The organism is Calothrix sp. 336/3, from assembly GCF_000734895.2.
Taxonomy (GTDB): Bacteria; Cyanobacteriota; Cyanobacteriia; order Cyanobacteriales; family Nostocaceae; genus 336-3.
Genome location: NZ_CP011382.1, coordinates 4,012,532 through 4,034,634, shown reverse-complemented (window position 1 = coordinate 4,034,634; position 22,103 = coordinate 4,012,532). Strand labels below are relative to the sequence as shown.

18 protein-coding genes are annotated in these 22,103 nt (G+C 42.3%); 11 read left to right on the top strand and 7 right to left on the bottom strand.

Annotated elements, in window-relative coordinates:
- Positions 1-3 precede the first annotated feature (3 nt).
- Positions 4-1,092 (top strand): non-hydrolyzing UDP-N-acetylglucosamine 2-epimerase, encoded by a 1,089-nt coding sequence (gene wecB, locus IJ00_RS16830; protein WP_035154717.1) that lies wholly within the window; start codon positions 4-6, stop codon positions 1,090-1,092.
- 191 nt (positions 1,093-1,283) lie between these two features.
- Positions 1,284-1,736 carry a hypothetical protein gene (locus tag IJ00_RS16825; RefSeq protein WP_035154715.1) on the top strand — a complete coding sequence of 151 codons (453 nt, stop codon included), beginning with the start codon at positions 1,284-1,286 and terminating at the stop codon, positions 1,734-1,736.
- Between the two features lie 50 nt (positions 1,737-1,786).
- On the opposite strand, the gene IJ00_RS16820 is transcribed toward IJ00_RS16825, so the two are convergent.
- Complete coding sequence (locus tag IJ00_RS16820; protein ID WP_035154714.1) at positions 1,787-2,869, bottom strand: GTP-binding protein; 1,083 nt, start codon at positions 2,867-2,869, stop codon at positions 1,787-1,789.
- 219 nt (positions 2,870-3,088) lie between these two features.
- Between IJ00_RS16820 and cysS the strand changes: the two genes are divergently transcribed.
- The 3 genes from cysS to IJ00_RS16805 all read left to right on the top strand — a co-directional run bounded on the left by cysS (position 3,089) and on the right by IJ00_RS16805 (position 7,096).
- Positions 3,089-4,549, top strand: a complete 1,461-nt coding sequence (gene cysS / locus IJ00_RS16815) for a cysteine--tRNA ligase (RefSeq protein ID WP_035154713.1) — start codon at positions 3,089-3,091, stop codon at positions 4,547-4,549.
- A 43-nt stretch (positions 4,550-4,592) separates the two neighbouring features.
- Entirely contained in the window at positions 4,593-6,035 is a 1,443-nt protein-coding gene (locus IJ00_RS16810; protein ID WP_035154712.1) for a TldD/PmbA family protein, read from the top strand.
- Between the two features lie 650 nt (positions 6,036-6,685).
- Positions 6,686-7,096 carry a hypothetical protein gene (locus tag IJ00_RS16805; protein WP_035154710.1) on the top strand — a complete coding sequence of 137 codons (411 nt, stop codon included), beginning with the start codon at positions 6,686-6,688 and terminating at the stop codon, positions 7,094-7,096.
- A gap of 64 nt (positions 7,097-7,160) precedes the next feature.
- Here IJ00_RS16805 and IJ00_RS16800 read toward each other — a convergent pair whose 3' ends face one another.
- Both IJ00_RS16800 and IJ00_RS16795 read right to left on the bottom strand, forming a co-directional pair.
- Positions 7,161-8,249, bottom strand: a complete 1,089-nt coding sequence (locus tag IJ00_RS16800; RefSeq protein WP_035154709.1) for a M48 family metallopeptidase — start codon at positions 8,247-8,249, stop codon at positions 7,161-7,163.
- Between the two features lie 23 nt (positions 8,250-8,272).
- Positions 8,273-8,977 (bottom strand): 16S rRNA (uracil(1498)-N(3))-methyltransferase, encoded by a 705-nt coding sequence (locus tag IJ00_RS16795; protein WP_035154708.1) that lies wholly within the window; start codon positions 8,975-8,977, stop codon positions 8,273-8,275.
- A 315-nt stretch (positions 8,978-9,292) separates the two neighbouring features.
- On the opposite strand from IJ00_RS16795, the gene IJ00_RS27165 reads away from it, so the two are divergent.
- Positions 9,293-10,972, top strand: a complete 1,680-nt coding sequence (locus IJ00_RS27165; RefSeq protein ID WP_052754475.1) for a HEAT repeat domain-containing protein — start codon at positions 9,293-9,295, stop codon at positions 10,970-10,972.
- 56 nt (positions 10,973-11,028) lie between these two features.
- Here IJ00_RS27165 and IJ00_RS16785 read toward each other — a convergent pair whose 3' ends face one another.
- Together IJ00_RS16785 and IJ00_RS29970 are read right to left on the bottom strand one after the other, a co-directional pair.
- Positions 11,029-12,495 carry an AtzE family amidohydrolase gene (locus IJ00_RS16785; protein WP_035154707.1) on the bottom strand — a complete coding sequence of 489 codons (1,467 nt, stop codon included), beginning with the start codon at positions 12,493-12,495 and terminating at the stop codon, positions 11,029-11,031.
- A gap of 25 nt (positions 12,496-12,520) precedes the next feature.
- On the bottom strand, positions 12,521-12,655 hold the full coding sequence (locus tag IJ00_RS29970) for a hypothetical protein (protein ID WP_256388803.1): 135 nt from the start codon (positions 12,653-12,655) through the stop codon (positions 12,521-12,523).
- A gap of 331 nt (positions 12,656-12,986) precedes the next feature.
- On the opposite strand from IJ00_RS29970, the gene IJ00_RS16780 reads away from it, so the two are divergent.
- Positions 12,987-16,973 (top strand): magnesium chelatase subunit H, encoded by a 3,987-nt coding sequence (locus tag IJ00_RS16780; RefSeq protein ID WP_035154706.1) that lies wholly within the window; start codon positions 12,987-12,989, stop codon positions 16,971-16,973.
- 86 nt (positions 16,974-17,059) lie between these two features.
- Here the strand turns inward: IJ00_RS16780 and IJ00_RS16775 are convergent, their stop codons facing one another.
- Positions 17,060-17,317, bottom strand: a complete 258-nt coding sequence (locus IJ00_RS16775; protein WP_035154705.1) for a hypothetical protein — start codon at positions 17,315-17,317, stop codon at positions 17,060-17,062.
- Between the two features lie 68 nt (positions 17,318-17,385).
- Positions 17,386-18,048 (bottom strand): iron-sulfur cluster biosynthesis transcriptional regulator SufR, encoded by a 663-nt coding sequence (gene sufR, locus IJ00_RS16770; RefSeq protein ID WP_035154704.1) that lies wholly within the window; start codon positions 18,046-18,048, stop codon positions 17,386-17,388.
- Positions 18,049-18,272: 224 nt separating this feature from the next.
- Here sufR and sufB point away from each other — a divergent pair, with 224 nt between their 5' ends.
- From sufB to sufD, 4 genes are all read left to right on the top strand, one after another.
- On the top strand, positions 18,273-19,709 hold the full coding sequence (gene sufB, locus IJ00_RS16765; RefSeq protein ID WP_035154703.1) for a Fe-S cluster assembly protein SufB: 1,437 nt from the start codon (positions 18,273-18,275) through the stop codon (positions 19,707-19,709).
- 121 nt (positions 19,710-19,830) lie between these two features.
- Positions 19,831-20,613 (top strand): Fe-S cluster assembly ATPase SufC, encoded by a 783-nt coding sequence (gene sufC, locus IJ00_RS16760; protein WP_035154702.1) that lies wholly within the window; start codon positions 19,831-19,833, stop codon positions 20,611-20,613.
- Entirely contained in the window at positions 20,614-20,802 is a 189-nt protein-coding gene (locus IJ00_RS28425) for a hypothetical protein (protein ID WP_144416051.1), read from the top strand.
- A complete protein-coding gene (gene sufD / locus IJ00_RS16755; RefSeq protein ID WP_035154700.1) occupies positions 20,756-22,090 on the top strand; it encodes a Fe-S cluster assembly protein SufD in 1,335 nt (444 codons plus the stop codon). Before IJ00_RS28425 ends, sufD begins: the two co-directional genes overlap by 47 nt.
- The last annotated feature ends 13 nt before the right edge of the window (positions 22,091-22,103 follow it).

The following is a 22,103-nucleotide window of genomic DNA, read 5'->3' as shown; positions in this document are numbered from 1 at the left end:
ACTATGAAAATTGTCACGATTGTCGGTGCTCGTCCCCAATTTATCAAAGCAGCAGCAGTTGCTCGTAAACTCAAATCCCAATCAGGAATTACCGAAGTTTTAGTACATACAGGTCAACATTATGATGACAATATGTCTGAGGTGTTTTTCCAAGAATTAGAAATTCCCAAACCTGATTATCATTTAGGTATTGGTTCTAGTAGTCATGGTGCGCAAACTGGCAGAATGCTAGAAGCTATCGAGCAGGTTTTGTTAAAAGAATTACCTGACTGGGTATTAGTGTACGGAGATACAAATTCTACCTTAGCAGGGGCGATCGCTGCGGTAAAATTACACATACCAGTCGCCCATGTTGAAGCTGGTTTGCGATCGTTTAATCCCCAAATGCCAGAGGAAATTAATCGCGTACTCACTGATCATGCGGCAAATCTGCTCTTTGCTCCCACCACTGCTGCGGTAGAAAATCTCCAGCGAGAGGGAATACCTCAAGAGAAAGTTCATTTAGTGGGGGATGTAATGTATGATGCTAGTCTCGATTACGCTGTCAAAGCAGAAGCTAAGAGCCAAATCCTTTCTCAACTCAAATTAACTCCCCAAAACTATATTCTGGCAACCATTCACCGTGCAGAAAACACAGACAATCCTGAAAAATTACAAGCCATATTTCAAGCATTCACAAAAGTTGCCCAAACTATACCCGTAATACTGCCACTTCATCCCCGTACCCGTGCTGCTTTACAACGAGCAGAAATAAATCCCACTTCCCATATCCAACTCATTGACCCAGTGGGATATTTAGATATGGTAATGCTGGAAAAAAATGCCAAAATCATCGCTACTGATTCCGGTGGAGTGCAAAAAGAAGCCTTTTTCTATCGAGTTCCCTGCGTGACTTTACGAACAGAAACAGAATGGATTGAACTAGTCGAATTAGGATGGAATCGTCTTGTACCTCCACTCAACACACAGGATATCGCTAGTAGTCTTTTAGATGCATTAGGTAAGATTACCAACCATGAAATTCCCGATGGCATCTATGGTGGGGGGTTAGCAACATCAAAAATTGTTAGTCTACTAACTCAAGATAATTAAGATTTGTGTAATATTTTTTCTTTCCTGTGGCTGAAAAGGTGACTTCCATACCCATGGAAAATATTTTGGCGATCGCCTTTCTCCCTGACGCAAATCATCTCTGTCACATATTCTGATTTTCTAATGACATTCTCAATAAGACTGAATAAAATTGACAAGCTATACAGCTAGAGATAATATTTCAGCAACCAATGAAAAGTTTTGAGTTACCGTCAACAGAGTATGAATTTAATTCTATCCAAAATGAATTACTGTGGAAACTAGGCGCAAAAATGCGTAATGTTGCCTATTTTTGGATGGTTATGGGCACATTGGCAGTCTTTTCAGGAATTATTGATTTAATGATTCAAAGTCCAAATCTCCTACAGTTAGGGATAGATATTTTCATTAGTCAAAAACAATTCCATATCCCAGATACTCTGAAATTTATTTTTGGATTTTTACTGCTACCTCCCTATATTGTTTTTATTGGGGTGGCAACGGTGAACGCTGCTAGTAAATTACGGCAGATTGTCCATACTGACGGAAATGATGTCACCTATTTGATGAAAGCTTTACGAAAGCTAGATACAGTTTGCTCTCTATATTATCAATTGGCAGTTTTACTAGTGGCTTTTATTTGGATTAATATTTTTGTTGCCTGAAAAAAATCCCCAGCTAATTTAACTAGGTGGGGACAGCAAACATAAAAAATCTAATGTTGATTTTCTGTATTAATGCAATCCTCTACCTGTTTTAATAGTGCATCTTTATCTAGATTTTGACCGATGAGGACAAGTTGATTTTTCTTTTCACCTTTCCACTCATCATCATCCATGGTGAAGCGCTTACCACAAAGGTGGAAAATATGCCGTTTGGGACTTTCTGCAAACCACATAATTCCCTTCGCACGAAAGACTGATGTGGGCAAAAGATTATCGAGAAAATATTGAAACTTTCTCACAGAAAAGGGTTTATCTGTTTGGAAGGAGATGGAAGTAAAACCATCATTTTCCAGGTGATCAGAGTGGTGGTGATGATGCTCATGACTATGATCGTGACCACATTCAGAATGGTCATGGTGTTCATGATCATGGTGTTCATGGTGTTCATGATCATGGTGATGTTCATGGGAATCATCATGAAAATATTTATCCGATTCAAACAAACCAACGCTGAGAATTAGTGGTAAAGGAACTTGAGACTTAGTGGTACGAATAATTCTCGCCCCTTCTTTCACCTCATTGATTTTTCTTTCTAAATCAACCAGGGTGGCTGCATCGACTAAATCGGTTTTATTCAACAAAATTACATCACCATAGGCAATTTGACTATAGGCTGCTTGGGAGTTGAATAAATCTAGACTGTAATTTGCTGCATCAATAACGGTGACAATGGAGTCTAAACGGGTGACATCTCGCAACTCTGGACTAAAGAATGTCATTGCCACAGGTAGGGGGTCAGCCAAACCTGTTGTTTCAACTACTAAGTAATCAATTTGACTTTGATTTTCTAGGACTTTATAAACTGCATCAACCAAATCGTTATTAATAGTACAGCAAATACAGCCATTGCTGAGTTCGACCATATTCTCGTCCGTAGAGACGATTAACTCATTGTCAATGCCAATTTCGCCAAATTCGTTGACTAAAACTGCTGTTTTTAAACCCTGCTGATTGGTCAGGATATGGTTAAGTAATGTTGTTTTACCACTACCCAGGAATCCTGTAATTAGTGTCACAGGTAATCCTAGTTTGGGTGCATCCATTGCTGGAGATTCGGAAGAAACTGCTTGCATAGCACTGCTATATAAATTGAGAAATCAAAATGGCAGATAATTCTGATGCTATTCTGTAGAGCTAGAGAAAAAGTGCGAGCATGATGATTTGTTAAACGGCAAACCCTGTGCGCTTCTGTCTCTTGCGCTTTTGTACTAGCATAGGGATGCTGGGCTGTCGTGTCAGCTACCCCCAATTTAAATTATTGCTTATCTTTTAGACTACAAAATATTTTGCTTATGACCCTAACAGTTTACAATACCCTCACCCGTCGCCAGGAACCCTTTGAGACGATTGAACCTGGAAAAGTCAAGATGTATTGTTGCGGCGTGACGGTTTATGATTACTGTCATTTGGGTCATGCGCGTTCCTATATCGTGTGGGATACAGTTCGCCGCTACTTGCTTTGGCGTGGTTATGAAGTGCAGTATCTCCAGAATTTCACGGATATAGACGATAAAATTTTAAACCGTGCCAAGGAACAGGGTTCAACAATGCAGGAGGTGTCGAATCGCTTTATCGATGCCTATTTTGAAGATATTCGGCGATTGAATGTGATGGATGCGGATGAATATCCACGAGTGACAGAACATATACCGGAAATTCATCAGTTAATTCAAACTCTCACAGATAAGGGTTTGGCATACGCGGCAGCAGGTGATGTTTATTACCGTGTGGAACGCTTCCCTGGTTACGGTAAGCTTTCAGGACGAGAGTTAGAACAGATGCAAGCTGGGGCAAGTGGTCGCGTGGAGGGGGAAGACTCGGAAGGGAAGAAAAAAGAGCATCCCTTTGATTTCGCCCTGTGGAAGGGTTCTAAGCCCGGTGAACCTGCCTGGGATTCTCCCTGGGGTGCTGGTCGTCCCGGATGGCATATTGAGTGTTCAGCGATGATTCGTTCCCGTTTGGGTGAGACAATTGATATTCACGGTGGTGGTGGTGATTTAGTTTTCCCACACCATGAAAATGAAATTGCTCAATCAGAAGGTGCTTTGGATAAACCCCTAGCTCGTTACTGGACTCACAATGGCATGGTAATGGTGCATGGTCAGAAGATGTCTAAATCCCTGGGTAATTTCATTACGATTCGGGAAATGCTGGATGGGGCGGGTAATTGGCAGAGTGAAGCGGTTGACCCAATGACAATCCGGTTATTTGTGCTACAGGCACACTATCGGAAACCACTGGATTTTACAGAGGAGGCGATCGCCACTGCTAGCCATAGTTGGCAAACTCTTAAGGATGGTTTACTCTTTGGCAGTCAATACGGCAGCAAGTTGGGTTGGACAGAGGAAAAGACTTCTCTGATTCCGGAATTACTGGCACGTTTCCAAGAGTCGGGAGATGATGATTTTAACTTCTCTGCGGGGTTGTCAGTGTTGTTTGAGTTGGCGAAGGATTTACGACGGGAAGGTAATATTTTTGTCCATGAAGGTCAAACTAAAACACCTAGTGATGAACTCCAACGTCAATGGCAAACTCTAGTTACTCTCTCCCAGGTGCTAGGTTTAACAGTTACCCCAGAGGAAAGTAGTACTAACAATGGTTTGAGTGATGCGGAAATTGCAGCATTAGTACAGCAGCGACAGGAAGCTAGAAAAGCCAAGGATTTTGCCCAGAGCGATCGCCTACGTGATCAACTGCAAGCACTCGGTATCACCTTAATCGACAGCAAAGACGGCACACGCTGGCACAGATAAAATACTCATTACCCATTCCTCAATCACCCATTCCCCATTACCTATGTTCTCAGAATTAAAACAGGCGATCGCCCAAATTCATCTCCCTATCGATTGGCTCGGAATTCGTGTAGTTAAAGAAACTTCTAGTATTCGTAGCTTCCGTGATGCCTTACCTCAAAATAGTGGCAAGTATTCTACCATCGGAGCCATGGTGGAGGTGATTGTCAAGGGGTGTATCGGCTATAGTGCAACGAATTCCTTAGATTTAAGTGGCTTACAGGCAGCCGCAGAAACTGCGTATAACCAAGCACTCGCTGCTAGTGAATGGTGGATTTATCCCTTTCCTGCAAATACCGCTCGTCCTCCCGTTGTCGGGGAATACATCTCTCCCTATCGAGACGCTTTCGATACATTCTCCACCGGGGAACTTAATGACTGTTTAGTACAGATTTGTCAAACTCTGAAAGTTTCTGACAAAGTTGTGCAAACGACAGCAACAGCAAATATTACCGAACGTGAATCTTGGTTTGCCAGCAGCAATGGCTCTCAGGTGTATCAAAAATTCATGTTTGTTAGTAGCCACTATGGAGCGACTGCCCAGGATGGAGCCATTGTACAACAGCGCAGCAATAATGGTTGGCAGGCACATTGCTATCAAGGCGGTATAGAGCTTTTCCATCAAGCTGACTTGTGGGAGCGGGTACGTAAAATTGGTGAAGAGTCAGTAGAATTGCTGACTGCGATGGAATGTCCAGATACTCGAACCAACTTAGTTCTGGCTCCTGACCAAATGATGTTACAAATTCATGAAAGTGTGGGGCATCCCCTAGAAATTGACCGAATTTTGGGAGATGAGCGCAACTATGCTGGCGGTAGTTTTGTCAATACTCAAGATTTTGGCAACTTAGTTTATGGCTCTCCCTTGATGAATATTACCTTTGACCCCACTGTTCCTGGTGAATTTGCTAGTTACAGTTTTGATGATACGGGGGCTGTGGCAACAAGGGAATACGTCATTAAGGAAGGTGTCTTAATGCGTGGTTTGGGTAGCTTAGAAAGTCAGGCAAGAGCTAGTGTACCAGGAGTAGCCTGTGCCCGCGCTTCTTCTTGGAATCGTCCAGCTATTGACAGGATGGCTAACTTAAATTTGGAAGCGGGAAATGCCAGTTTTGCGGAAATCATTGGCGAGATTGAGCATGGTGTCTATATGGAGTCTAATCGCTCTTGGTCAATAGACGATCGCCGTTATAAATTCCAATTTGGTTGCGAGTATGGCAAGTTAATTGAAAACGGCAAACTCACAAAAACCCTGCGTAACCCCAACTATCGGGCAACTACCCCGGAATTTTGGCACAGTTTAGCCAAGATTGGTAATTCATCCACTTGGCAGATGTATGGAACTCCTTATTGTGGTAAGGGAGAGCCTAACCAGGCAATTTGGGTTGGACATGGTTCTCCCATTTGTCTATTTACTGATGTTGAAGTCTTTGGTGGAGGGAGTTAGAGATAGGGAAATCCTATTAGTTTATTTATCCCGTCGGTTGGGATGGGGAAAATCTGTAGTTGAAGCATCTCGCTCCCTGATTTGAGGGGCTAGGGAAACCTACCCTCGAATGAAATGAAGGGATGTCCGCAGTCAAGTATCAAAATTGATGACATAGACTATTAAACCACGTCCATAGGAAGCGATTCAGATACGTCATTGCGATGTCAGGTAAATGTATAGCAACTTCTCGGAGAGTAGAATTCTCACAGCATTGACAACAACTAAATGATTTTGCTCCCCAAGTTACCCATACTTCCTAGCAATGACAACTATTTATGAACAGAATGTTAACTTTTGTTAATCAATCCCAGAAAATCTTGCTCGATTATCCAGAAAAACTTCATAATTACCTCTAGTATGCTGAATTTGCTCGCTCTGAAAAATTTGTAGGCAAAATCTCTTTCTTGTCATTTAGCAAGACTTTGAGAAGAGCGATCGCCATCCATGATATGACCTGAATATTTGGGCATACCAAATTAGAGGTATATACATGATTCTTAGGGAAAATTCATAATTTTTCTCAGTTTTTAATAAAGCTGGGTAACATTCAGATACATTAACCATAGAAGCAATTTTCTGCTGAAATCCAAAATTTGGTCACTGGGGTTATGAAGAAGTTAAATTTAGGTGGTTTACTTGGCGGCAAAAAGAAAAGCAATGGCTTTTACTTAGAACTTGATGAGTCTGGTAATGAGAAAGCTCAAGAAGCAATCACAGAAACAGTTAAGCAAGTAGAAAAGAAAGTTGCAGAAGTTGAAGCAACTATCAAAGAAGCAGTGAAAGAAACAGCTAGCAGCAAGAGCAAAAAAGCCAAATCTTCACCTGCTCCCAAGCAAACAGAAAAAGCTGTAACACCTGCACCCGCACCTGCACCCGCAGCACCCAAGATACCAACAGAAACAGCTTTTGCTAGTAAGTACCTTATCCAAACTAATACTCCTCGCCGTCGCCCAGGGGCAAATATGAGTTCCTTCCTAGAGATGGCAAGTCAAGCCAAAATACCTAACAATAATAATTAATGGCTAAAAGGTGATGATTTTTCAAGTCACCTTTGGGTTTTGGGATGATGGGGGTGAGAATAGCTCACCCTTTTGGCTTGATGATATTTTTGGCAAAAACTAAGCCACTGTAAAGATGAAATGCATTATCCCAGTTGCTTGGTTCTCGACGAAATATCTCGATGTGGGAGGGAATTTTATTGATAATTTCTGTTTGGTCTAGAGCAGTTTCCGCAAAAGTAGTAAAATCAGACCAAGTTTTTACCTGGGGTATTTGCCCATCTAGCCATTTTTGAAATTTATTCCAGTTAATGCGGATGGTATTTTTATTCGCTTCTGAGGCTAAATTTAAATCTTGTTGATAGTTGTAGCTATTATCAGAGATTCTCAGTAAACAATGTCTGTGGGGTAAATGTAAATCGCAGAATTGCCAATAATCTTGGATTTGGATTTTGCGTTCTAATTTACCACGTACATCCCTATCTACAACCTCTTCAAAGATGGGTAATAAACCTTGAACTCTGGTACTTACCTCTTGCCATTGGAGGCTAATAGAACCTTTCTGATTATCAGCATTATGGCAAATAACTGTAGCCTTGGAGGGGCTAGACTCAGAAAAATAATTAACTTGAAAAACCTGAATTTGGGAAACTGCGCTTAATTCTGTCCAAAAACAGGGGATTTCCGCTTGACGCAATTGTTGACCATAAAATTCTAACTCACCGATCGCCCCACTACGATATAAACGCCAAGCACGGCTAGGAAGTAATAACCTGGCACTGTAAGGGTCTATGTGCATGATTTTAGCAAATTTTTGGGCTGCAACAGCTTTGGCATCACTGGCAAGAGGCTCTAAAATTAAGACACCCTGTTCTGTACCATTGGGGTTTGATGTTGCTTGAGAGATTGCTCGTAATCGCTCTTCCTGAGATATTTCTTGCAGTCTTTGTAAACCCTGACGAGCAGCCAGAATAATCTTATTATTTGTCGTGTTCCGCAACAACTGACGATAGATTTTTTCTGCTTCTGTATATTTGCCAGAGACTTCTTGCAATTTGCCGATATAACAACGTACCCAGGGATTTTCCGGAGATTCCTGGGATAGTATTTTAAGTAATTTGGCAGCAGTTTTATAGTCTTTGTTTTCTAAAGCAGCAGCGACTTGCTCAAGCATGATTATTTAAGGATGTATCATAATTAATCAGATTCTAATTCACTGGCAACAATAGAAAGAGCTACTATAGGGGCTGTAACTGCTCTGAGAATGCGCTTTCCTAGGGATACTGGTTGAAATTTCGCCTCCATAGCATTTTTTATCTCTGCATCTGTCCATCCTCCCTCAGGTCCGATCGCAATGGTTAATGGTTGTTGGGTATCTATGGTATTTTTTAAATGGGGATAGCTGCCCCTAGCTTCACAGATAAACTTTTGCTTTGATACATCCTTACCTATAGCGGTAATAAATTTCACTGGTTCTAGGATAGTAGGAACAATTGCCCTTTCTGATTGCTCTGCTGCCTCTTGGGCGATTTTTTGCCAGCGTTCCTGCTTGTGAGAGCTGGGTTTTAGTAAGCTGCGATCGCTCATCACGGGAGCAATACAAGTTACACCTAGCTCAGTACAATAACGGATAACATCATCAAAACCGTTTTTGGGGAGGGAAATTAGTAAAGTAATATTTATAGGTGACTCAGTTTCTGGTTGCAATAATTCTAAAATTTGCCCCTGTTGATGGTTGATTTGAGTTAGCCACCATTTTCCCATACCATCCATAGCAATGAAGCGATCGCCATCCTCTAAACGCAGTACCCGTAACAGATAATGCAATTGCTCCGAGGTAAGTAATATCTGCTCTCCTTGGAATTGCTCAGGTTTGATGGTAATACGTTGCAGTTGTGTCATTGGGGAATGGGTAATGATGTGAAATACGTCTGTACGGGGGTAATGGGGAATGGAGAATCTTTCAGTTGAGAAGCAATGGGTAGATTGTTTCGATACTGATATGTACCTAAGTTGTACAAGCCAAAAATTTAGAATAATTTGATTTTGGGTATTGTGCGACCATATATAAATAAAATACGTCTCAAGGGAGAACAATCGCCCCGTTAACTCAAATAGTTATAGAACGTTTGTTTAAGATTATCTTGACAATTAGAGATAATACTCAAAAATTCTGCTATAGTCTGATACTTGACTATTCATCAAAACTATGTAGAGATGACGAATCAAACGAACTATCAACCTCCTGTAAATCAACTACTTGCCTTAGATAATTCCTCCATTCAGGCAAAAACCTGGTACAACTATCCAGAAATGTTCGGTTTGGGTAAGGAAGATATTCCTGAATTAATCAGGATGGCAGTAGATAGGGATTTAGATAGTATAGATTCTCACATACATCCATGGCGATCGCTGGCGCAATTAGGTGCAGAAAGTGCTGTAATTCCTTTGATGGAGTTATTCCACGAATGGGAAGATAATGATTTGGTAAGTGAAGAAATGCCCAAGGTTTACGGGATGATTGGAAGAGTTGCGATTTCTCCCTTACAAACCTACCTTGCAGACGTTTCCCATAAACTTTTTCCCCGTGTCACAGCTATCAATAGCTTAGTAGAAATTGCCAAGCAACACCCAGACACCCACCCAGAATGTATTGCTGTACTCACACAACAGCTAACAGAGTTTACAAGCAATCTACCTGAACTCAACAGCTTTTTAGTCGCTTCTTTACTAGAATTAACAGCTATTGATGCTGCATCGATTATTAAAACTGCTTTCCATCATCAAGCAGTCGCTGAAGATATTACTGGTACTTGGGAAGAAGTTGCTCAAGGGTTAGGTGTGGATGATGCACAAGTAAATTTATTTGTTATACCAACTCCAAATGATAATCTCGAAACTAATGCAGTTTTAGTTGCAGAGATTCCCAATGAAGAGCAGCAAGCAACTATTATTGAAGAAACGAATATTTCTCTCGAAATCTCCACTCCTCAAGCAGAAATTATCGAAGATACTCCAGAATTACCTGTCACTGAATCAGAGGAAATTACAGAAACTTGTTCTCCCGAAATACCCAATCCCCAAGCAGAGATTATCGAAGATACTTCAGAATTAACTGTTACTGAATCAGAAGAAACTACGGAAATTTCTTCTCCTGAAACCTCTACTCCTCAAGCAGAGATTATCGAAGATACTTCAGAATTAACTGTTACTGAATCAGAGGAAATTACGGAAACTTATTCCCCTGAAATACCCACTCCTCAAGCAGAGATTATCGAAGATACTTCAGAATTAACTGTTACTGAATCAGAGGGAACTACAGAAAATTCTTCCCCTGAAACCTCTACTCCTCAAGTAGAAACCATCGAAGATACTTCAGAATTAACTGTCACTGAAGAAATTACAGAAATTTATTCCCCTGAAACCTCTACTTCTCAAGCAGAGATTATCGAAGATACTTCAGAATTAACTGTTACTGAATCAGAGGCAATTACAGAAACTTCTTCTCCTGAAATACCCACTCCTCAAGCAGAAATTATCGAAGATACTCCAGAATTAACTGTTACTGAATCAGAGGAAACTACAGAAACTTCTTCCCCTGAAATACCCACTCCCCAAGCAGAAACCATCGAAGATAATTCAGAATTAACTGTCACTGAGTCAGAGGAAACATCAGGAAATACTGCTATTACAAATAGCACAGAAAAAACTAGTAATATTCCCAAAATTAATGAAGTACTCACAGATAATATCATCTTACCGAAAGATACAGAAATATCATCAATAGAGAATAGTAGTCAATCAGAAATACCAGAAACACAATTAAATAATAAAGGTTTTGGACGTATAACAAGCTCTACTGCTAAATCTAAAACAAGCAAGAAAAAGAAACGTTAATATTCATGCTGAGTTTAATTCTAGCCAATTTAGGAAATTTACCTAAATTCCAAACTTTAGCCTCTCCCCACTGATACCACACCCATTTTTTGCAAAACTGCTGCAACTCTCAAAATCGCTACCTCATTGAAAGGTGCAGCAATTAACTGTACACCTAGAGGTAAAGAATTTTTTAGCTGCACAGGTACAGACAAAACAGGCAAACCAATAAAAGAAAATGGTTGAGTAAATTGTCCCAAATAAGGGCGTATAGAAATTTCCTCTCCATCTAAAATCATCGTTTTTTGTCCTATCAAAGGTGCGGCGATAGGGGTTGTGGGTGCTAAAATTACATCTACTTGAGTAAATATCTCCCGTACTCTATCTCGATACCATCTTCTAAATCTTTGTGCTTGTAGATACCAGCTACTGGGGATTAAAGCACCTGCAATAAATCTATCTCTCGTTTCTGGGTCGAAATCTTGGGGACGTTGGCGAATTTTTTCTAAGTGTAAATTAGCACCTTCTGTCGCTGTAATCACAAATGCCGCAGCACGGGCGCGATGAACCTCTGGTATTTTTATATACTGATTTACGTTTAATGCCTGGGCAACTTTGGTAACTGCTGCTAAAGCTTCTGGTTGTAGTTTCTGGGCAAAATAATTATCGTCATTAGACTTACAGTCCGCTAGCGCGATAGACTTACAGTCCGCTAAAGCGATAGACTTACAGTCCGCTAGAGCGATCGCCACCCTTAACCCATCCATACCCCGATGTATCTGTGGAAAACATAACTCTGGTTCTATCTGACTGGAAACAGGGTCATTTTCATCATATCCTTGCAAAACATCAAACATTAAAGCGATATCTTCTACGGAGCGAGCAAAGGTTCCCACATGGTCTAAACTACTGGAAAGCAAAGCTACACCAGCCCTTGACAACCTTCCATAGGTAGGTTTAAAACCATACACGCCACATAAAGCCGCCGGTACGCGAACAGAACCATTTGTATCAGAGCCCAGGGAAATCGGAACTAAGCCACCTGCAACCGCAGCCGCAGAACCACCAGAAGAACCGCCGGCGATACAAGTAATATCGTGGGGATTACGTGTAGTACCGTAGTGATAATTTTCTGTGACAAATCCGTAGGCATACTCATCCATGTTCAATGCACCAACAAGGATTGCCCCTGATTGCTCAAGCTTGGCGATCGCTGTGGCATTCTTTCTGGCTGGAAGGTTATCAGCGTTAATCTTAGAACCTGCCAGGGTTCGTAAACCCGCAATATCAAATAAATTTTTCACCGCAAAGGGAACACCTGCTAGCAAACCAGGATTTTGCCCTTGGGATATTTGCTGATCAATTTTGGCTGCCCCTAGGAGTGCTGTCTCCATTGTGACATTAGTAAAACAGTTTAATTCTCTGTCCCTGGTAGCAATATTTTCGAGGGTTTCTTGGGTAACTTTAACTGCACTAATTTTGCCTTCACGAATATTTTTGGCAATGGATATTGCATCACTATTGATTAATTTTTCTGGTTCCATAGTGCCATTTTTGCAATATTTTCACCTATTTTTGTAGCCCTTGCTGAAAAGTTTTGACCGCATCCACATGATTTACCATATTGACGCAGCGTAACAATAAATCCAAATCAATTCCTTTGACTTCTTCACTACTGGAAATCTTCTCATAATTGGTTTTCAATTCAAAATAAAATACTTTTATAGATATATAGCCAAATAAATATGTAAATAAAATTTAATATTTGTGTGAGTGTTTACTTTTTGATAAAGTTAACTTTTGTAAACAAAAGTCTCAGTTTTTATATCTTTTTGTGTCAAACAGGCGACAAATGAAGCTTTTAGGAAGCCTTTTCTGGTAAAAACTTCATAGTGCCTCGAAATATAGGCAGACTAAAGCAGAATTAAAAACCGTTTTAGCCACTGCCGTGCCTAACCAGGAAGACTGAGGGTTTGCTAGTGCTTGCCATTCTGTACTTCCAGTAGAGAACACGCATCAAAGGAGCCTCATCAGAATGTTCACTCACGTCAAGTCCACCATTCGACACATTTCGCCAGATGACCTGCGCGGGCGGCACTTGATTAAGGTGGTCTATGTCGTGCTAGAGTCCCAGTATCAGAGCGCATTGTCGCAAGCTGTCAGGACTATTAACGAAAACCATCCTAATCTGGCGATCGAGATTAGCGGTTATTTAATTGAAGAGTTGCGTTCCCCCGATAACTATCAAGAGTTTGAGCGGGATATTGCAGAAGCTAATATTTTTATCGCTTCATTAATTTTTATTGAAGACTTGGCTCAGAAGGTAGTTGCGGCGGTTGAACCCTACCGCGATCGCCTAGATGTAGCAGTAGTCTTTCCCTCCATGCCAGAGGTGATGCGACTCAATAAAATGGGTAGCTTTTCCTTGGCACAATTAGGGCAATCCAAGAGCGTCATCGCCCAATTTATGAAGAAGCGCAAGGAAAAATCCGGCGCTGGTTTCCAAGATGGGATGTTGAAGCTGTTGCGGACATTACCCCAGGTGCTGAAATTCCTGCCCATGGAAAAAGCCCAGGATGCCCGTAATTTTATGTTGAGCTTCCAGTACTGGTTAGGTGGTTCGGCAGAAAACCTGGAAAATTTTCTGTTGATGCTAGCAGATAAGTACGTATTAAAAGGCGAAGAAAAACAGAATTTTTCCTCAGTTGCCTATCAAGCACCTGTAGTTTACCCCGATATGGGTATCTGGCATCCCCTCGCCACAACAATGTTTGAGGATGTGCGGGAATACCTGAATTGGCACAGTAGCCGCAAAGATATTTCACAAGATTTAAAAGACCCCTTAGCACCTTGTGTGGGCTTAGTATTACAGCGTAGTCACCTAGTAACTGGTGATGATGCTCACTATGTTGCCATGGTTCAGGAATTGGAATCCATGGGAGCCAAGGTAATAGCCGTGTTTGCTGGCGGTTTGGATTTTTCCAAGCCAGTGGATGCTTATTTTTATGAACCGACGACCAATACTTCCCTGGTGGATGCGGTGATTTCTCTGACTGGTTTTGCTCTTGTGGGGGGACCAGCTAGACAAGACCATCCGAAGGCGATTGAATCATTAAAGCGGTTGAATCGTCCCTACATGGTGGCATTACCCCTTGTCTTCCAAACTACTGAGGAATGGCAAGACAGTGATTTAGGTTTACACCCCATCCAAGTCGCCCTGCAAATAGCGATTCCCGAATTAGATGGGGCAATTGAACCAATTATTATGTCCGGGAAAGATGGTGCTACTGGTAAGGCGATCGCCCTCCAAGATCGGATTGAAGCAGTTGCTCAACGGGCAATGAAATGGGCAAGTCTGCGACGTAAACCCAAATTAAATAAAAAAGTTGCCATTACTGTTTTCAGTTTCCCCCCGGATAAAGGGAATGTGGGAACTGCCGCTTATTTGGATGTTTTTGGCTCCATCTTTGAGGCAATGAAAGCCCTGCGAGATAATGGCTATGATGTGCAAGAATTGCCAGAATCATCCCAGGAATTGATGGAAGCTGTCATCCATGATGCCCAAGCACAGTACAGCAGTCCAGAATTAAATGTTGCCTACCGCATGTCCGTACCGGAATATGAGGAACTCACACCCTATTCCAAACGCCTAGAAGAGAATTGGGGCGCACCTCCAGGACATTTAAATAGTGATGGACAAAACTTATTAATCTACGGCAAACACTTCGGTAACGTCTTTATTGGTGTACAACCCACCTTTGGTTATGAAGGCGATCCGATGCGGTTATTATTCTCCCGTTCCGCCAGTCCTCACCATGGTTTTGCTGCTTACTACACCTACCTAGAGAAGGTTTGGGGTGCGGATGCGGTTCTCCACTTCGGAACCCACGGTTCCCTAGAATTCATGCCTGGGAAGCAAATGGGAATGTCTGGGGAATGTTATCCAGATAACCTCATTGGTACCATTCCCAATCTGTATTATTACGCAGCTAATAACCCCAGCGAAGCAACCATCGCCAAGCGTCGCAGTTACGCTGAAATTATTTCTTACCTGACACCACCTGCGGAAAATGCTGGTTTATACAAGGGTTTGAAAGAACTCAGCGAATTGATTGCTTCTTACCAAACCCTGAAAGATTCCGGTCGTGGTATCCCTATCGTGAATACCATCATGGATAAATGCCGGATGGTGAACCTGGATAAAGATATTAATTTGCCAGAAACCGATGCCAAGGATATGTCCCCAGAAGAACGGGATAACATCGTAGGTAGTGTGTACCGCAAATTGATGGAAATCGAGTCTCGCTTACTCCCCTGCGGATTACACGTAATTGGCAAACCACCGACTGCGGAAGAGGCGATCGCCACCCTGGTAAATATTGCCAGCTTAGATCGTCAGGAAGAAGAAATTATTGGACTCCCCCGAATTATTGCTGCAAGTATAGGACGGGAATTAGACGAGATTTACCAAAATAGTGACAAGGGTATTTTGTCAGATGTGCAGCTACTGCAAGACATCACCATGGCAACCCGTGCGGCTGTTTCTGCCCTCGTGAAAGAACAAACCGATGCCGAAGGAAGAGTTTCCCTCGTTTCCAAGCTCAACTTCTTTAATATGGGCAGAAAGGAACCCTGGGTCGAATCCTTGCACCAATCCGGCTACAGTAAGGTTGATGTCAATCAACTCAAACCATTATTTGAGTACCTGGAATTCTGTTTAGAACAGGTTTGTGCAGACAAGGAACTAGCCGGTTTACTCCAGGGTTTAGAAGGAGAATACATCCTTCCCGGTCCCGGTGGCGATCCCATCCGTAACCCCGATGTGTTACCCACAGGTAAAAATATTCACGCCCTCGACCCCCAGGCAATCCCTACCCAAGCAGCTGTACAATCAGCAAAAATCGTTGTTGACCGTCTGTTAGCACGGAATATGTCGGAAAACGACGGCAAGTACCCTGAAACTATCGCTTGTGTATTATGGGGTACAGACAATATTAAAACCTACGGGGAATCACTGGCACAAATCATGTGGATGGTTGGTGTCAGACCAGTTCCCGATGCTCTGGGGCGTGTAAACAAGTTAGAATTGATACCACTTTCAGAGTTGGGTAGACCACGGATTGACGTAGTGATTAACTGTTCCGGTGTCTTCCGTGATTTGTTTATCAACCAAATGAATCTCCTCGATCAAGCGGTGAAAATGGCTGCGGAAGCTGATGAACCCGTGGAGATGAACTTTGTACGCAAGCACGCAATGCAGCAAGCAGAGGAACTAGGAATTAACCTCAGACAAGCTGCTACAAGGGTATTTTCCAATGCTTCCGGTTCCTACTCCAGTAATATTAACTTGGCAGTAGAAAATAGTACTTGGGAAAGTGAGTCAGAGTTACAGGAAATGTATCTCACCCGCAAATCCTTTGCCTTCAGTGCTGATAATCCAGGGATGATGGAGCATTCTCGCCAGATTTTCGAGACAACTTTGAAAACTGCTGACGTGACATTCCAAAACCTGGATTCTTCGGAAATTTCTCTCACTGATGTTTCTCACTACTACGACTCCGATCCCACAAAATTGGTTGCAAGTCTACGTGGTGATGGTAAAATGCCCGCATCCTACATGGCAGATACCACTACAGCCAATGCTCAGGTACGGACACTTTCAGAAACCGTGCGTTTGGATTCCCGTACTAAGTTGCTGAATCCCCGATGGTATGAAGGAATGTTGAGTCATGGTTACGAAGGTGTCAGAGAGCTTTCTAAACGTCTGGTAAACACAGTCGGTTGGAGTGCAACATCCGGTGCAGTGGATAACTGGATTTATGAAGATGCGAACGAAACCTTCATGAAAGATGAGGAGATGCAAAAGCGTCTGTTGAACCTCAATCCCCATTCCTTCCGCAAGATGGTGACAACTCTGTTAGAAGCAAACGGTAGAGGATACTGGGAAACTTCTGAGGAGAATCTCGATAAACTGCGGGAACTGTATCAGGAAGTGGAAGATAGAATTGAGGGCATAGAATAATATTTGGTTTTGCAAAACCAGATAATTAGTATGGAGACGGGAAATTTCCTGTCTCTATATTTTTATGAAAACTTCTAGGAATTTCCTTACCATTTCAAATATGCAGACTCAATTCCCTGCTCTCTCCTAATTTTGCTATCTTTTTCAAACCAAGCAATTATCTGTTGATTAGTGAGATTTTCTACCGCCACACCATACTCTTGGGCAATATGAATTAGGAGTTTGAGGGAAGAGAGGGTAATTCTGGTTAGAAATTTTTCGGGAGAAGAAAGTAAAGCAGCATCCACTTGAGCGGATTCTGTAGCTGTCAGAAATTGTGCCCCTGGTTGTGGTGGAATATCCATAGGTTTGCAGTAATTTTCAACTTAAATTTTAGGTTTGTCCCTGCCTAGAGTCAAACTCATACCTCAGTTCAGCTCTGTCTTGCTTGTACCAAATACCCACACCGATGCTCACCATCAATAATCCAGTGGGTACGCTCCACGGTACAATCTGGTAAAACTGCCGCAAACATTTCTAGTTCATGCCCGCAAACACTGGGGAAAGACTCGGCAACATCGGAAATAGCACAGTTATGTTCCATGAATATATAGCCATCTAACCCTATGGGCGATTCTACCGGATGGTATTCTGCCATATACCCTTCAGACTTTCTCAGTTCTACCAGATTGGCAACTCGCTGACACAGAGAACCATTACCTACCCTTTCCCGGTATTCTAGAGCCTTACGCTCCCATTGCTTGCGGAGAATAGTACTAACTTGTTCACGTCCAACTGTCTCTGCTAAAGTATCCAGCAAAGAAACAGCAAATTGCCCATAACCATCACCTGTTTCTCGACTCAGGCGATCGCGCCCTTTTTCGCTCAACACATATATATGCTGCGGTCTTCCCATACCTAATTGTGCTGAGGAATACTCAATCAACCCCTCCGTATCTAAGTCCTTTAAGTGGCGACGAATTGCCTGGGGACTGATTTCCAAGACATCAGCAAGTTCTCCCGCCGTTGCCTGTTCTTGTCTTAAAAGATACTCTAAAATATCCTGCTTGGTTGAGGACTGGTGGGTAGTCTCCATCATTGCCCCAAAAAAATATTGGAAAAATTTACTTTGACAACATTATTGTTGTTAATCTATCGTACAATCAATATAGATTAAACAACAGAAAAGTTGTTTTAGTATCCATACTATTCTAGCAGTCGCGTCACCACTCGGTCACGCAAGGTGGGGAATCCGGTCAAACAGCCCGTCTGCAATCCTGAAGAGACACTGATTTATCAGAACACGAGAGACAACTACCGATGAGTGCCACAGTTAAAACCCTAGTCAATCAGCCATACAAATACGGCTTCGTCACAGATATTGAGGCTGATACCATTCCTCGTGGACTGAGCGAGGATGTAGTTCGCACGATTTCTGCTAAGAAAAATGAGCCAGAATTCATGCTAGAGTTCCGCCTACGAGCCTATCGTCAGTGGTTGAAGATGACAGAACCAGACTGGGCAGCGATAGGTTATCCTCCCATTGATTATCAGAATATCATCTATTACTCCGCACCAAAGCAAACGGCGAAAAAGAAAAGCTTAGATGAAGTCGATCCTACCCTTCTGGAAACCTTTGAGAAGTTGGGTATTCCCCTTTCCGAGCAGAAGCGTTTGGCGAATGTTGCCGTAGATGCGATTTTTGACAGTGTTTCCGTTGCTACCACCTTCAAAGAGAAATTGGCAAAGGAAGGTGTGATTTTTTGCTCGATTTCTGAAGCACTCCAAGAACACCCAGAATTGATTAAAAAATATTTGGGTAGTGTTGTTCCCATTGCGGACAATTACTTTGCAGCCTTGAATGCTGCGGTATTTAGTGATGGTTCTTTTGTGTATATTCCCAAGGGTGTGAAGTGCCCGATGGAACTTTCCACATACTTCCGTATCAACAACGGTGACACAGGACAATTTGAGCGTACCCTGATTGTGGCGGAAGCAGATAGTTATGTTTCCTATCTGGAAGGTTGTACCGCACCGATGTACGACAGTAACCAGTTACATGCGGCAGTGGTAGAATTAGTCGCCCTAGATAATGCGGAAATTAAATATTCCACCGTGCAAAACTGGTATGCCGGCGACGCTAACGGTAAGGGTGGTATTTACAATTTTGTGACGAAGAGAGGCTTGTGCCAGGGTGTAAATTCTAAAATTTCCTGGACACAGGTAGAAACAGGTTCCGCAATTACTTGGAAGTATCCTAGCTGCGTGCTAGTAGGTGATAACTCCGTGGGTGAGTTTTACTCTGTGGCATTAACTAATAATATGCAGCAGGCGGATACTGGTACGAAAATGATTCATGTTGGTAAAAATACCAAGAGTACGATTATCTCTAAGGGTATTTCTGCGGGTAAATCTAGTAACAGTTATCGAGGATTGGTCAAGATTAATCCCAAAGCCAAGGGAGCGAGAAACTATTCCCAGTGCGACTCAATGTTAATTGGGGATAATGCCCACGCCAATACTTTCCCTTATATTCAAGTACAAAATAATACAGCAAAAGTAGAACATGAAGCTTCTACCTCGAAGATTGGGGAAGACCAATTGTTTTACTTTACACAACGGGGTATTTCCGCAGAAGACGCAATTTCTATGATGATTAGCGGTTTTTGTAAGGATGTGTTTAATCAGTTACCGATGGAGTTTGCAGTGGAAGCGGATAAGTTACTCAGTCTCAAATTGGAAGGTAGTGTCGGTTAATTTTCGAGTTGGGATGGGTAATGAGGCGGATTAACTGCCCAATTGACTATATTTTACAGGGGTATGGGCATGATTGCCCGTGACAAAGGTCAGAGTCAGAGCATAGCTAAAGTGAGAAATTATGATTATTGAGAATAGTGATGTGGTGTTGTCAGTACGTGATTTAACTGCTGACGTTGACGGTACTTCTATTTTGAAGGGTGTAAATTTAGAGGTACGCAAGGGAGAAATCCATGCGATTATGGGTCCTAATGGCTCTGGTAAAAGTACCTTCTCGAAAATATTATCTGGTCATCCAGCATATACGGTGACTGGGGGTGAGGTAATTTTCCAGGGTGGTAATCTTTTGGAGATGGAAGCTGAGAATAGAGCGCGTAATGGTGTATTTTTAGCTTTTCAGTATCCTTTGGAAATTCCTGGGGTGAGCAATTTAGATTTCCTGCGAGTGGCATATAATTCTAAGCGCAAGGCTCAGGGTTTGGAAGAATTGGAACCCTTTGACTTTGAGGATTTAGTCTATGAAAAGCTGGAAGTGGTGAAGATGGATCCATCTTTCTTGAGTCGTAGTGTGAATGAAGGGTTCTCTGGGGGAGAGAAAAAGCGGAATGAAATTCTGCAAATGGCAATTCTGGAACCGACTCTGGCAATTTTGGATGAGACTGATTCCGGTTTAGATATCGACGCGCTGAAGATTGTGGCGAATGGAGTCAATCAGTTAACCAATGCTGAGAATGCGACGATTATGATTACCCATTACCAGCGCTTGCTAGATTATATTGTGCCAGATTTTGTTCATGTGATGGCAAAGGGCAGAATTATCAAGTCTGGTGGTAAGGAATTAGCTCTGGAATTAGAAACCCATGGTTACGATTGGGTGTTAGATGAAGCTGCGGTTGGTGTGTAATTGACTGGTGAAATCAGTCAGGGGAAGGGGAAATGGGAAGGGAAAGGTGTTTTTCTGTTAACTGTTAACCGTCAACTCTTACCCATCACCCATAACCGACTCAACTATTACAAGAAAAAATCTATTTTGCAGAATATCTTCCATGACTATACAAGTTTCTCCCAGCGCGATCGCCAATTCCCAGGATAAAATTCTAACTCAGAGTCTTTTGGATCGGGATAGTTTCCTCACAAAGCTCCTAGAAGAGATAGAGGCGAAGAAATCACCCTATTTTACGGAATTACGCCAAAAAGCTGTAAATACAGTTCGCCACTCCACAATTCCGACTACCCGCGAGGAAGAATGGCGATTTACGGATTTATCCGCCCTGCGTCAGGTAAATTTACACCTCGAAACGGGGTATGATGCGGGTTCGGGACAGGTGGATATCTTACCAGAAGCTGCAAATAGTCGCCTAGTGTTTGTCAATGGTGACTACGCACCGGAATTATCCGCGATCGCTGGTTTACCTGATGGTGTGGTAGTAGGTAATTGGACTGGTTTAAATGATACCCAACAAGGAAAACTCCTAGGGTATTTGGGACAGTCGGAAGGAGCATTGGAAGTATTTACAGCCTTGAATACAGCAGCTGTTCAGGATGTGGCTGTAATTTTGATTCCCAAGGATACTATCGTAGAAACACCAATTCATCTAGTATTTGTTGCTGCTAGTGATGGGGGATTAGTACAACCGCGTTGCTTGGTAGTAGCTGGAAGTGGTTCCCAGGTAACCTTAATTGAAGAATTTCAAAACCGCAAACCGGAAGCAGTATATTTCACCAACGCGGTGACAGAAATTTTTGTCGAGGAAAATGCTCAGGTTTCTCACTCACGGGTGGAGTGGGATGGGGAAAATGCTTTCCACGTCGGCAAAACGGCGGTGACTCAAGCAAGATATAGTCGTTATACCTGTAATGCGGTTAACTTGGGCGGAAAATTATCTCGCCACAATTTAGAGATTTTACAGGCAGGTGAGCAAACAGAAACAACCTTAAATGGTTTAACTGTCACAGCTGGTGAGCAAGTTGCCGATACTCACAGCGCGATCGCCCTGAATTTCCCCCACGGTAAAACCCAACAGTTACAAAAAAATATTATCGCTGACCAAGGTCACGTCATATTCAATGGTAAAGTATTTGTTCCTAAACTTGCCCAATTAACTGATGCTGCCCAGCTAAACCGTAACTTACTCTTATCTCCCAAAGCGAGGGTAGACACTAAACCCCAGCTAGAAATTACTGCGGATAACGTCAAATGCGCTCACGGTGCAACCGTCAGTCAACTAGAAGACGATGAAATTTTCTATCTCCAAAGTCGGGGGATTGATGCAGACTCCGCACGTCATTTACTTGTTTATGCTTTTGCTGCGGAAATCATCAACCATATCCCCGTCGATTCCCTGCGGGAAAAACTCACAAACACTGTGAACAGATTTTAGATTTTGGCGCTTT